General features: G+C 31.9%; 11 protein-coding genes. 3 read left to right on the plus strand and 8 right to left on the minus strand.

Annotation, left to right across the window (positions count from 1 at the left end):
- The first annotated feature begins 101 nt into the window (after positions 1 to 101).
- Positions 102 to 2,330, plus strand: coding sequence for a S9 family peptidase (locus CLV91_RS06705; RefSeq protein WP_121065792.1), 2,229 nt, complete (start codon positions 102 to 104; stop codon positions 2,328 to 2,330).
- Between the two features lie 48 nt (positions 2,331 to 2,378).
- Entirely contained in the window at positions 2,379 to 3,908 is a 1,530-nt protein-coding gene (locus tag CLV91_RS06710; protein WP_121065218.1) for a peptide MFS transporter, read from the plus strand.
- A gap of 5 nt (positions 3,909 to 3,913) precedes the next feature.
- Here the strand turns inward: CLV91_RS06710 and CLV91_RS06715 are convergent, their stop codons facing one another.
- The 5 genes from CLV91_RS06715 to surE form a co-directional block, all read right to left on the minus strand.
- Positions 3,914 to 5,932, minus strand: a complete 2,019-nt coding sequence (locus CLV91_RS06715; protein ID WP_121065220.1) for a ComEC/Rec2 family competence protein — start codon at positions 5,930 to 5,932, stop codon at positions 3,914 to 3,916.
- An 88-nt stretch (positions 5,933 to 6,020) separates the two neighbouring features.
- Entirely contained in the window at positions 6,021 to 6,578 is a 558-nt protein-coding gene (locus CLV91_RS06720; protein ID WP_121065222.1) for a C40 family peptidase, read from the minus strand.
- 24 nt (positions 6,579 to 6,602) lie between these two features.
- Positions 6,603 to 7,712, minus strand: coding sequence for a lipid-A-disaccharide synthase (gene lpxB / locus CLV91_RS06725; RefSeq protein ID WP_121065224.1), 1,110 nt, complete (start codon positions 7,710 to 7,712; stop codon positions 6,603 to 6,605).
- 126 nt (positions 7,713 to 7,838) lie between these two features.
- Positions 7,839 to 8,123: a hypothetical protein gene (locus CLV91_RS06730; protein WP_121065226.1), complete on the minus strand. Its 285-nt coding sequence runs from the start codon at positions 8,121 to 8,123 to the stop codon at positions 7,839 to 7,841.
- The gene (gene surE, locus CLV91_RS06735; RefSeq protein ID WP_121065228.1) at positions 8,113 to 8,895 is read right to left on the minus strand and encodes a 5'/3'-nucleotidase SurE; all 783 of its coding nucleotides are present in this window, start codon (positions 8,893 to 8,895) and stop codon (positions 8,113 to 8,115) included. Before surE ends, CLV91_RS06730 begins: the two co-directional genes overlap by 11 nt.
- 192 nt (positions 8,896 to 9,087) lie before the next feature.
- Between surE and CLV91_RS06740 the strand changes: the two genes are divergently transcribed.
- Positions 9,088 to 11,196 (plus strand): carboxy terminal-processing peptidase, encoded by a 2,109-nt coding sequence (locus tag CLV91_RS06740; protein ID WP_121065795.1) that lies wholly within the window; start codon positions 9,088 to 9,090, stop codon positions 11,194 to 11,196.
- A 242-nt stretch (positions 11,197 to 11,438) separates the two neighbouring features.
- On the opposite strand, the gene CLV91_RS06745 is transcribed toward CLV91_RS06740, so the two are convergent.
- From CLV91_RS06745 to msrB, 3 genes are all read right to left on the minus strand, one after another.
- The gene (locus tag CLV91_RS06745; protein WP_121065230.1) at positions 11,439 to 11,852 is read right to left on the minus strand and encodes a DoxX family protein; all 414 of its coding nucleotides are present in this window, start codon (positions 11,850 to 11,852) and stop codon (positions 11,439 to 11,441) included.
- 104 nt (positions 11,853 to 11,956) lie between these two features.
- Positions 11,957 to 12,496 carry a peptide-methionine (S)-S-oxide reductase MsrA gene (msrA, locus tag CLV91_RS06750; RefSeq protein ID WP_121065232.1) on the minus strand — a complete coding sequence of 180 codons (540 nt, stop codon included), beginning with the start codon at positions 12,494 to 12,496 and terminating at the stop codon, positions 11,957 to 11,959.
- On the minus strand, positions 12,489 to 12,944 hold the full coding sequence (msrB, locus tag CLV91_RS06755; RefSeq protein WP_121065234.1) for a peptide-methionine (R)-S-oxide reductase MsrB: 456 nt from the start codon (positions 12,942 to 12,944) through the stop codon (positions 12,489 to 12,491). Before msrB ends, msrA begins: the two co-directional genes overlap by 8 nt.
- Positions 12,945 to 12,950 lie beyond the last annotated feature (6 nt).

Below are 12,950 nucleotides of genomic sequence, written 5' to 3' on the forward strand. Positions count from 1 at the left end.
AATCTATTTAACACATTTCTTTGTTATATTTTTCTTGTAAAATGCTCTTTTTAGTAAAATTATTAGTATTCTTGATGGATTTATTAAAATTTAAAACATTTATGAGAAAAAATTACATTTTTGTTCTTTTTGTAGTTGGTTTTTTACAAATCGCATTTTCGCAGGACAAAACAATAACAGTAGAAGAAATTTATCAAGGTGCTTTTAGAACAGAAGGGATGGATGTATTACGTTCTTTAAAAAATGGAAAGCAGTATACGGTTCTTAATTTTGATAGAAATACAAGAACAACATCTATTGATACGTATAATTATAGCACCTTAAAGAAGGTAGAAACTATTGTTTCTTCATCAGATTTAAAAGACGTAAATTATTTTTCGTCTTATGAATTTAGTAAAGATGAATCAAAGATTATTTTAGCTACAGATTTAGAATCTATTTACAGACATTCTACTTTAGGAATTTATTTTATATATGATGTTGCAAGTAAGCAAATTGTAAAAATAGCAGAAGATAAAATTCAAGAACCGTCATTATCTCCAGATGGTAAGCAGGTAGCTTATGTAAAAAATAATAATATTTTCTTATTTAATATTGCCACAAATACCACTAAGCAAATAACAACAGATGGTAAGAAAAATGAAGTTATTAATGGTATTACAGATTGGGTTTATGAAGAAGAATTTGCTTTTGTAAGGGCTTTTGAGTGGAATTCTAACGGCACAAAAATTGCCTTTTTACGTTTTGATGAAGCAAACGTTCCAGAATTTTCTATGGATGTGTATGGTGCAGCGTTGTACCAAACACAAGAAGTATTTAAATACCCAAAAGCAGGAGAAGAAAATGCTAAAGTAACTTTACATATGTTTGATGTTACATCTGGAAAAACAGCAGCAGTAAATCTTAACAATCCTTATTACATACCACGTATTAAGTGGATGCATAATGCTAATTATTTAAGTGTACAGACCTTAAATCGTCATCAAAATAATTTACAGTTGCTATCTGTTAATGCTAAAAATAATAAGGTATCTGTGTTATTAGAAGAAAAAGATGCTGCTTATGTAGATATTACAGATGACTTAACTTTTTTAGAAAACGATAGCTTTATTTGGACTAGCGAAAAAGATGGTTGGAATCATATTTACCTTTATAACGATTCAGGAGAATTGGTAAATCAAATTACAAAAGGAGATTGGGAAGTAACTAGTTATTATGGGTATGACCAAAATGAAGATAAAGTATATTACCAATCTACCGAAAATGGTTCTATAAATCGTGGTGTTTATAGTACAGAGAGCAATGGTAAAAACAAAAAAGAATTATCTATTGTAGAAGGGCATAATTCTGCAGATTTTAGTGCAGATTTTACCTACTACATTAATACATATTCTAGCGCAACAACGCCTTCAAAATATACACTACATACTGCTTTGAGTGGTAAAAAAGTAAAAGATATAAAAGACAACAGTGCTCTTTTAACTACTTTAAAGGAATATAAAATAAGTAAAAAAGAATTCTCTACTTTATCTGTTAACGGGAATGACCTTAATATGTATATGATTAAACCACTAGATTTTGATGCATCTAAAGAGTATCCAATGATAATGTATCAATATAGTGGACCTGGTTCTCAAAATGTGTCTAATAGTTGGTTAGGAGCAAATGATTATTGGCATCAAATGCTAGTTTCAGAAGGGTATATAGTTGTTTGTGTAGATGGTAGAGGTACTGGTTATAAAGGCAGGGACTTTAAAAAAGTAACTCAAAAAGAATTAGGTAAGTATGAGGTGCAAGACCAAATTGCAGCAGCAGAAAAATTAAGCGAATTACCTTATATAGATGCAAATAGAACAGGAATTTGGGGGTGGAGCTATGGCGGATTTATGTCTACCAACTGTCTTTTAAAAGGTAATGACGTTTTTGAAACTGCAATTGCTGTTGCACCAGTTACTTCTTGGCGTTTTTATGATACTATTTATACAGAAAGGTATATGCAAACTCCACAAGAAAATGCCAGTGGTTATGATGAAAATTCACCATTAAATTATCCAGAACGTTTAAAGGGTGATTATTTGTTGCTCCATGGTACTGGAGATGATAATGTACATGTGCAAAATACCATGCGTATGGCAGAAGCATTAATACAAGCAAATAAGCAGTTTGAGTGGTCTGTGTATCCAGATAAAAACCATGGTATATATGGCGGTAATACAAGAATTCATTTATACAATAAGATGACTAATTTTTGGAATAAAAACTTAAGAGATAAGCCAAGAACTAGCACAAAAGAAAAGTCTATTAAAACTTCGACTAAAGTAAAAGGGTAGACTATAAACAATCCTTAATAAATAATAAAAAAACTAACTAATTAGAATATGTCAAATATAAATGAGGTAACACCACAGAAAGAACTTTTTGGGCATCCACAAGGGCTTTTTTATTTATTTTTTGCTGAATTATGGGAGCGTTTTAGTTTCTATGGAATGCGAGCATTACTTACACTTTATATGGTGGAGGTTATTTTTGCAGCTTTGGTAGAAAGAGATTTTGCTACTGCAGCAGTATATGCTTCTTATGGTTCCTTAGTTTATGCATCTACTGTTATTGGCGGAAAAATTTCGGACAAAATTTTAGGAATGCGTAATTCTATTTTCTTAGGAGGTATTCTTATGTCTATAGGGCACTTTGTGCTCGCTATAGAAAATAACATAGCTTTTTTCTTAGCACTATCCCTAATAATTGTAGGGAATGGCTTTTTTAAACCTAATATTTCCACTTTTGTGGGTACACTTTATGAAAAAGGAGACCCTAAAAAAGATTCTGGTTTTACCATATTTTATATGGGTATTAATATTGGAGGATGGATAGCTCCTCTACTTTGTGGTTGGCTTGCCTATAAATATGGTTGGCATTATGGTTTTGGACTGGCAGGTATAGGAATGTTAGCTGGTTTAATCTTTTTCTGGAGCGGAATTAAAAAGAACGTTTTTGGGAATAGAGGTTTGCCTCCAAATGAAGAGGTAATGAATAAGAAAATTTTAGGTGTTAAGCAAGGTGTTATGATTCCTGTTATAGCGGTTTTAACAGCGCCATTAATTGCATTCCTCTTATCCTCTTACAAATCTGTAGCTACAGATGGTTTTTTTGCAGATAAGAATATTGTAAATATCATTTTTCAAGCTATTGGGTTACTAGTTTTGCTTTATTTGGCTTATGAAATGTTTAAAGCAACTGCAGATGAGCGTAAAAAACTATTTGTAGCTGTTTTATTGACTTTTTTTATGACAATTTTTTGGGGTTTTCATGAGCTTTCAGGTAGTGTAATTACTTTGTTTGCAGCTCGTAATGTAGAATTGTCTATTATGTCTGCAGCGCAAACAAACTCATTAAATTCTATGTTTATAATCATTTTGGCTATTCCCATCTCAATGATGTGGACTTGGTTAAGTAAGAGTAATAAAAACCCAAGAACACCTTATAAATTTGGTCTAGGCTTACTTTTTGCAGGTATAAGTTTTTATGTTCTGGCAATAAGTGGTGCTAGTGCTAATGAAGGTGGATTAGTACCCTTTGCTTATTTATTATTAATGTATTTTTTACTATCAGTAGGAGAGTTGTTTATGTCTCCTGTTGGGTTATCAAAAATGACCGATTTAGCTCCATTGCGTTTAATTGCATTTATTATGGGAGTTTGGTTTTTATCTTCTGCTTTTGCATTCCAAATTGTAGGTTTTATTGGTAAGCAATTGGCTATTGAGAGTACAGATAAAAATGTAGGAGGTTTTGAAACATTAGCTGTTTATACAGATGGTTTTTTGTTAATAGCTAAATATTCTATAGGAGCAGGTATATTGGTTTTAATAACTTCACCAATTATTAAAAAGTTAATGGGTAATATTCATTAAAAAAATCATTCTAAATAATAAGCTCCCTTTTCACCAGTATAATGAAAAGGGAATTTTCTTTTTTTACATGTGGCTCTCCATCTCGTAATATAACTTTTGTAATTACTCCCGTCGGCTATGATTTTTACAGGTTGTACGGTATCTATAAATCTATCTAAATTTATTTTAGGTGAGTTGGATAATAGGTAAATAGCAGATTCTTTTCTAGGTATGTAAATACCAGTAGAATCAATTATTTTAAGAGCCAATGAATTATATACATAAGAATTTAATAAAGTCTTGTAGGTTACAGAGTCTATTCCTTTTTCAATTTTATAATTATTTAAGGTAGATGAATTTACCTTTTCTTTGGACGCAATAATAGTTAAACTAGTTCCATTTTGATGGTATATAACGGAGTTTCTATTTTCATGTAAAACCCATAACTGTTGTTCCTTTTGTAAATTATTATTTTGATAAATATGTAGTAGTTGCCAAAGCAGTATACTAGCTAAAAAATAACCTACTTTTTTAAAAGTAGTATTGCTTAGCATAGTAACCAATAAAATCAAAATTCCGTAGCTAAGAACAAGTTGTAATTGATTAAAAGATATATTGGAAAATAAAAATGCTTCTTGTTTTGCAACCCAACCAACTATACTATTCATCCAATAAATTATAGTATTGTAAACAAGAACAATACTATTTGGTAGGCAATTAGCAACTGCTAGTAAAATTACTAGGATTCCAAGCCCCAAAATAACTCCTAAAAAAGGAATAATAAGAATGTTAGAAATAAAGAACAAACTGGGAAATTGATGAAAATAAAAGAGTGAGATGGGTAGCACGCCCACTTGTGCAGCAATACTAACCGATAAGAGTTGCCAAACTTTATTTAGTACTATGTTTTTAGGAAACCAAAAACGCTGAAGCATAGGAAATATCCAAGCAATAGTAAAAACAGCAGCATAACTCATTTGGAACCCTACCTGGAAAATTAAGTTGGGGTTAATAACCAATAATATAAAGCCCATAGACAAGGCCAAAATATTAAAGGTGTTACTGGGTCTATTTAAGTATAATGCATACCCCACAAAAGTGAACATAGTAGTTGCTCTTATTATTGATGCGCTAAAACCTGCTAGTAAAGCAAAAGACCATAAGAGAAAAACTAATGCTACTAATTTTATTTTTCTGCCATACGGTAAATAGGTTAAGGGTTGCAAAAGAAACTCTAGAATGAGTAATAAAATACCAATATGTAAACCAGAAACCGCTAGAATATGAACCGCTCCTGCTTTTTTGTAATTATCATAAGTAGTGTCCGATAAATCTTGGCGTTGCCCTAATAAAAGAGCTTCTATAACTGCTAATTCTTGCGAGCCAAAAGGGGCTTGTTTTAGTTTTTTAATTATATGATTTCTTATTTTGGAAGAAAAACCATAAAGTGTGCTCCTATTTTTTTTATTGCGAATTACATCTTCTTGTTTCAGGCTTATTTGGTGGTAAATTCCTGATATTTCCATGTATTTTCTAAAATTAAACTGATATGGATTTAATGGGGCACTAATTCCTTTAAGAGAGGCAACAGTTTTAATTTCATCATCAACATGTAAAGGAAAATAGAGCGAATCTTTACTAATATTTACTAAAATTTTACCAGAAGATTTTTTGTTTTCTATTGCTTGTACTTCGGCAATGTATTTTTTGTAATAGGTATTGGGTTTTAAAACTTCCGTAATTTTTAATGTGTATGTTTTTGAGGAAGAAGTTTTGTTATGGCTGTAGTGCGAGGAGTAATTTAAAGGGTTATTAAGTGTTGTTGTTAGCACTCCTAAACTTATGGTGGTACAAACCATAAAAACAGTAAAAAGAAAGTGCTTTATGTCTTTTTTTATGGCAAAAAAGCAAATTCCTAATAGAGTTAAAGAAATACCAGTATAAAGAAAAGCGCCGTGAATAGTAATTTTTGTATGAGTTCCAATAAGAATACCCACAACTAATAATAAGGTGAGTTTTATAGAGGCAAATTTTAAAAGCGGCATAAAGGAAAATGTATCCTTCTAAAATACTTTATTTTACACGTATCTTATGTAATAGCTATTAAAACGAGGGGAAATCCATCAATACACATTATAATATTCTGGTGGCTTTTACAAAAGAATAATTCCAGAAACCTTCTCTTAAAGAAGAAACAGTAACTCCTCTGGAGCTAGAGGCGTGTATAAATTTTATTTCATCATTATCTGTAGAAACCACCATACCTACATGGTTTATTCTTTTACCTTTTCTACTGGTTTTAAAAAAAAGTAAATCGCCCTTAACAACATCTTTAATTTTAACGCGCTTGCCTTCGTTAGCCATAGCATAAGAAACTCTAGGTATAGCAATATCATGTTCTGCAAAAGAAACATAAAGTAAGCCAGAGCAATCCATTCCTTTTTTAGTGGTGCCACCATATTTATAACGTACACCAGAGAAAGTAAGAGCGGTATTTATTATAGCATCTGCTTTGGAATTTGTTTCTTCTACTATTCTAGGGGTATTTTTTTTAGGTGTGGGAGTAGTTGGTTCTGGGTCTCCAGCAACAGACACTTTATAGGTTTTACTTTTAGTAGTTGTTTTCTTTTTAGAAGCACCGCAACTTCCTAGCAATAGTAATATAAAAATAAAGTAGATTTTGCGATACATGAATTAGGTAATAGTTGTATAAAGTTAGTTATTTTCTATTAGTAATGTAGCAGCTTTTACACTAGCACCACCACCGCCAAGCATTTTTTCTAATTGTTGGTAAGCACTAATTTGTTCTTCTCTGAAGTTTCCTTTTAGAATTTTGTGTAATTCTTCTTTTAAATTTTTAGTAGTTAAATTGTCTTGAATAAGTTCTTTAACCACTTCTTTTTTCATAATTAAATTTACTAAAGAAATATATTCTAAAGTAATAATACGTTTTGCAATTTGGTAAGATATCCAGTTTGCTTTATAGCAAACTACTTGTGGTACTTTAAATAATGCGGTTTCTAGAGTTGCAGTGCCACTAGTAACTAAAGCTGCAGTTGCATGCGAGAGTAAATCGTATGTTTTATTGCTTACAAAAGCAACGTTGGTATTTAGGTAAGGTTTATAAAAATTGAACTCTAAACTAGGAGCTCCAGCAATTACAAATTGGTAGTCTTTAAAAGAAGGCGTGAGCGAAAGCATAACGTTTAGCATTTTTTGAACCTCTTGTTTTCTGCTACCTGGTAATAAAGCTATTATTGGTTTTTTAGGGTCTAATTTATTTTCTTTTCTAAATACAGATGCTTCTGTTTTTGTTCTATTTTCTATAGCATCTAATAGTGGGTGACCAACAAAATGCACCGGAAAATTATGTTTATCCTCGTAAAACTCTTTTTCAAAAGGGAGTATAACAAACATATTATCTATATCTCTTTTTATCTTTTCAATACGTCCTTCTCTAGAGGCCCATATTTGCGGAGAAATATAATAATTGGTTTTAAAATTATGGCCTTTTGCCCATTTAGCAATTCTTAAATTAAAACCGGAATAGTCTATAAAAATTAATACATCGGGATTAAAGTTTGTAATATCCTCTTTACAGAAAGCAATATTTTTAAAGATTTTATTTAAGTTAGTAAACACCTCTAAAAACCCCATAAAAGCAAGCTCTTTATAATGCTTTGCCAAAGTGCCACCAGCTTGTTGCATTAAATCTCCTCCCCAACACCTAATACTAGCATTTGGGTCTTTACTACGTAATGCTTTAATTAAGTTAGAGCCATGTAAATCTCCAGAAGCTTCCCCAGCAATTATGTAATATTTCATTTTTTAAAGTTTAGCTATTGGCTTTTGTTTTTTTTGTTCTAAGTACAAAGTAATTAGTCTTGGTTTTTGAGTCCATTCTCTTTTCTCTTAGATTAACTCTTAACTCCTTTTTCTAACCATCAACCACTAAAAAAGCTTATAATATAAAATAGCTAAGGCAGTAATTAAGGTTGCTAATAATACACCACGTGCTCTTTGGTCTCTCTTTATTTTTAAAAACCCAAAGAATGCTATTAAGTTTAGAATAGCTCCTAAAGCAAGTAAACTACCTACATGCCCTTGCGTAACAGCTGCATTATAAGTTTCTACAATTCCAAAATCCGAAAAAATAAGTATATATAAAATAGTGCCTATAGTATTCGCAATAATACCAACAATAAATCCTATTAAAATTTCTTTTTTAGTGTTCATTTAAATTCCAGTTATTTATATGGTGAATAGCATGGTGGGCAGTTAAATCAAATTGGGTAGGAACCACAGAAATATACCCTTGAGAAAGAGCCCACTCATCGGTATCTTCCCCTTTATCTAATAATTCAAACTCTCCTGTTAACCAATAGTAATCTTTCCCCATTGGGTTGGTGCGTTTATCAAATTTTTCTTTCCAATTTGCTCTTGCTTGTCTGCAAATTTTAACTCCTTTAATTTCTTTTTCTTCTAGTTTAGGAATATTCACATTAAGAACAACGCCTTTTGGAATACCATTGGTAAGGGCTTCGGAAACAATTGTTATAATATGTTTTTTTGCGGCTTTAAAATTGGCTTCCCAAGAAAAATCGCATAGAGAAAATCCAATTGCAGGAACCCCTTCTATGCCAGCTTCAATAGCAGCACTCATAGTTCCAGAGTAAATAACATTTATAGAAGAATTGGATCCATGGTTTATACCGCTAACACAAATATCTGGTTTGCGATCTAAAATTTCTTGCAAAGCCAATTTTACGCAATCTGCAGGAGTACCACTACAGCTATATTCTTGCTGTAAATTGGGTAACGAATTTATCTTCATTTGTTTAACATACAGCGTATTATCTATAGTAATGGCATGTCCCATTCCAGATTGCGGACTATCTGGAGCAACTACAACAACATCTCCTATTTCTGCCATAAAGTTTACCAAATTACGTAAACCAGGCGCAGTAATACCGTCATCATTAGTAACAAGAATTAGAGGTTTTTTCATAGGTTATACTTTATAGAGTAAAAATACGTTTTTAAAAAAGATATGGCACCCACCTCGATTAACAAAAAAATAACTAAGAAGCATATTGCTGGCATGGTTTTTTCAGTATCTTAGAGAATTGTATGTATTTTGGTACAAAAACCAGGTGTTTTTTATTGCCGTACAAAATGCAAAAATAAAATTATTGAATTTATGAAAAGGAATTTAGTCTATGTGTTAACAGTTTTAATGATAGCTGTAGCTTCCTGTAGTTTTACAAACAGGACTTTTGAGAATGATGATAAAGATAAATTGTTATTAGATTTAATTACCTATGTTTTAGAAAAAGGGCATTATGAACCTAAATCTATTGATGATGATTTTTCTGTTGAAGTCTTTGAAGATTTTATAGATATTTTGGATCCAACAAAACGTTATTTTTTAGCAAGCGATATTGAAGATTTTGAACAGTATAAGTTTCAGATAGATGATCAAATAAAAAATACAGACATTACTTTTTTTAATGCAGTTTATGAACGTTTAATGGTTCGTATGAAAGATGCAAAGGGTATATATAAAACCATACTAAAAACTCCTTTTGATTATACGGAGAACGAAACTATAAATATTAAGTATGATGAAGAGTATTTTGCCGATTCTAAAAAAGAATTACAAGAAAGGTGGAGAAAACAATTAAAATATGCAACTTTAGGAACATATGATTCTAAACTTACTAGAGAAAAAGAAGGAGAAAAAAGAACTCCGGAAGAAGCAGAAAAAGATGCTAGAAAAACAACAGAGAACACATTAGATGAGTTTTTTGATTTTGTAGACGATTTAGAGCGTAAAGACTGGTTTGTACAGTATATAAATAGTATTGTAGATGAGTTTGATCCACATACTTTTTATTTTGCACCAGAAGAAAAGGAAAAGTTTGATACCAGTATGTCTGGTAAGTTTGAAGGTATTGGGGCACGTTTGCAAAAAAAGCCAGAGGGCGCCAAAATTGTAGAAGTTATTTCAGGTGGCCCAGTATGGAGAGACCAACGTATTGAAGTTGGTGATGAAATTACAAAAGTAGGACAAGATGGCGAAGACCCTATAGATATTTCTGGAATGCGTTTAGACGATTCTATAAAACTAATAAAAGGAGCAAAAGGGACTGTGGTAGATTTAACCGTACGTAAAGTAGACGGTTCTATAGAAGTTATTTCTATTACTAGAGATGTGGTAGAATTAGAAGAGTCTTACGCAAAATCTGCTAATATTATTAAAGAAGACCAAAAATTTGGACTTATAAATCTGCCAAAATTTTATGTAGATTTTGAAGATTATAGTAATAGAAATGCAGCATCAGATGTAGCAAAAGAAGTAGAGCGTTTAAAAGAAGAAGGTGCCGAGGGCTTAATTTTAGACCTTAGAGATAATGGTGGCGGTTCTTTAAAAACAGTAGTAGAAATGGCTGGTTTATTTATTAAAGAAGGCCCTATTGTACAAGTACGTTCTAGCGGAAAAGGAAAAGATGTGTATGATGATAAAGATGAAAGAATACAATGGGATGGGCCACTAGTAATTTTAGTAAATGAATTATCTGCATCGGCATCCGAAATATTGGCAGCAGCAATGCAAGATTATAAAAGAGCTATTGTAATTGGTAGTAAGCAAACTTTTGGTAAAGGAACCGTACAAAACGTAATACCTTTAGATAATATAGTTCGTAGTAATGAGCATGGAGATTTAGGAGCTATAAAATTAACCACGCAAAAATTTTATAGAATTAATGGTGGCTCTACACAATTAGAAGGTGTAAAGAGTGATGTGGTTGTGCCAGACAAGTATAGCTATATAGATTTAGGAGAAAGAGATCAGAGTAACCCATTAAAGTGGGATAAAATTACACCTGCAGACTACCAAATTTGGGATGGGTATATAGATTATGACAAAACAGTAGAAAGTAGTACTAAGCGTATGGCTGCTCACCCTCAGATTAAGTTAATTGAGGAAAATGCAAAGTGGCTTAAAGCGGAACAAGGAGAAACCGAGATTTCTTTAAATTATGAGGTGTATAAAGCAGAAGAGTCTAAAGACAAAGAAAAGTCCGATTATTTTAAAAACTTATCAGACTATGACTCGCATTTAACTTTTACCTCTTTAAAATATGAAGAAAGCTTATTTACTAAAGATTCTTTATTAAGAGAAAAAAGAAACCGCTGGCATAAAAATCTTGCAAAAGATGTGTATGTAGAAGAAGCTGTTAATGTCTTGCAAGACCTTAAACTAAATAATATTAAGCATGCAAAATTAGCAAGTGTAAAAGATTAAAGTAGTTTTTCCAAAATATTTAGAAAGCCGGTTAAATAAAATTTAAACGGCTTTTTTTTGTGGTTATTTTTCTTACACTGTGAATTACCCTATAAAGATAAGAACTGACCGAGCGTAGCGATCGGTGTATAGCTATAAAAAATTATAACAAATTTATAAATAAAGTAATTCGCAACGATTAATAAAGTAAAAAGCCTACTTTTTTACAAAGCAGGCTTCTGTTATAAAAGTATAAATCTTACTTATGCTACTTTTATATAAGATTTTGGTTCTTTGTTTTTAGTGGTAGTAGTTTCTTTATGGTATTTCATTTTTTTATTCTGAATATAGGTAGTCCAAACAAGTACTAAGCAAACCACTGCAGCTGCACCATTACCATCTTTGGCTAACAAGTGCGCAATAATGCCAAATAAAAAATTCATAAAAAAACCTGCGTACGCCCACTCTATTAGCCATTTTCCTTTATTTAATAAAATAATGGTTAGGCCAAGTAATTGCGCGCCACCAATAACAGATATTAAATAGGTAGGGTACCCTAGTTTTTGAAACTTAAGTGCTATAGCATCATAGTTTATAAAAGAATTTGCTACAGCATATAGTATTGCTATAGAAAATAATGTAATTGCTATACGGTAGTATGTTTTTGTAGTATTCATAGTAATGGGGTTTAAGATTGTTGTACTAAAGTACTTTCTTAAACCTCATTTACTTAGGGTATATCGCCCAATTACTATTTAGTGTAGGCCAGTGGTAAACCGCTTTATTTTAACTTATCTGCATGCATTTTTCTAAGTTTTGCAAGCTTAGGGGTTATAACAGCGCTACAAAAACTTTGTTCTGTATTGTTTCTATAATAATCTTGGTGGTAGTCTTCTGCTTCATAAAAAATAGGCAACTCACTCACTTCGGTTACTATTGGGTCTTCGTAATAAGGGCTTACTTCTTTAATAACTTCTAGTGCCGTTTTTTCCTGTTCTGCAGTATGATAGTATATTACAGAACGGTATTGCGTACCAACATCGCCACCTTGTCTATTTAAAGTGGTGGGGTCATGGCTAGTCATAAAAATTACCAATAAATCTTTATAAGAAATTTTAGTAGCATCAAAAGTAACTTGTATTACTTCTGCATGACCAGTAAGTCCAGAACAAACCTCTCTATAAGTTGGTTTTCCTGGAGCAGTACCTCCGCTATAGCCAGACACAATTTTATGTACTCCTTTTATTTCGTTAAAAACGGCTTCAACACACCAAAAGCAACCACCACCAACGGTAGCTGTTTGTATATTAGAATTACTCATTTAATTGTTTGTTTAATTTTAAAGATTCAGAATTTACACAATAGCGCAAGCCACTAGGTTCTGGTCCGTCTGGAAAAATATGTCCTAAATGGGAATCACAAGTGTTACACATAACTTCTACCCTAATCATACCATAAGTGGTATCTTTTTTATATTTAATAGCGTTATCCTTAACAGGTTGTGTAAAGCTAGGCCACCCAGTACCAGATTCAAATTTAATGGTAGAGTTAAATAAAGGGGTGTTACAACAAATACAATTGTACTCACCAGCCTCGTGCGCACTACAGAGTGCTCCAGTATGTGGGGCTTCAGTTCCTTTTTGTCTTGTGATTTTATATTGTTCAGGGGTTAAAAGTTGTTGCCACTCTGCATCAGACTTTTCTACTCTTTTATCTGGAGTAGGGTTTCCTTTAACGCTATAATTAATTACATCTTTCCAGGTTAGCATGGTATA

This window comes from Maribacter vaceletii (genome assembly GCF_003634105.1).
In the GTDB taxonomy this organism is placed as follows: domain Bacteria; phylum Bacteroidota; class Bacteroidia; order Flavobacteriales; family Flavobacteriaceae; genus Maribacter_B; species Maribacter_B vaceletii.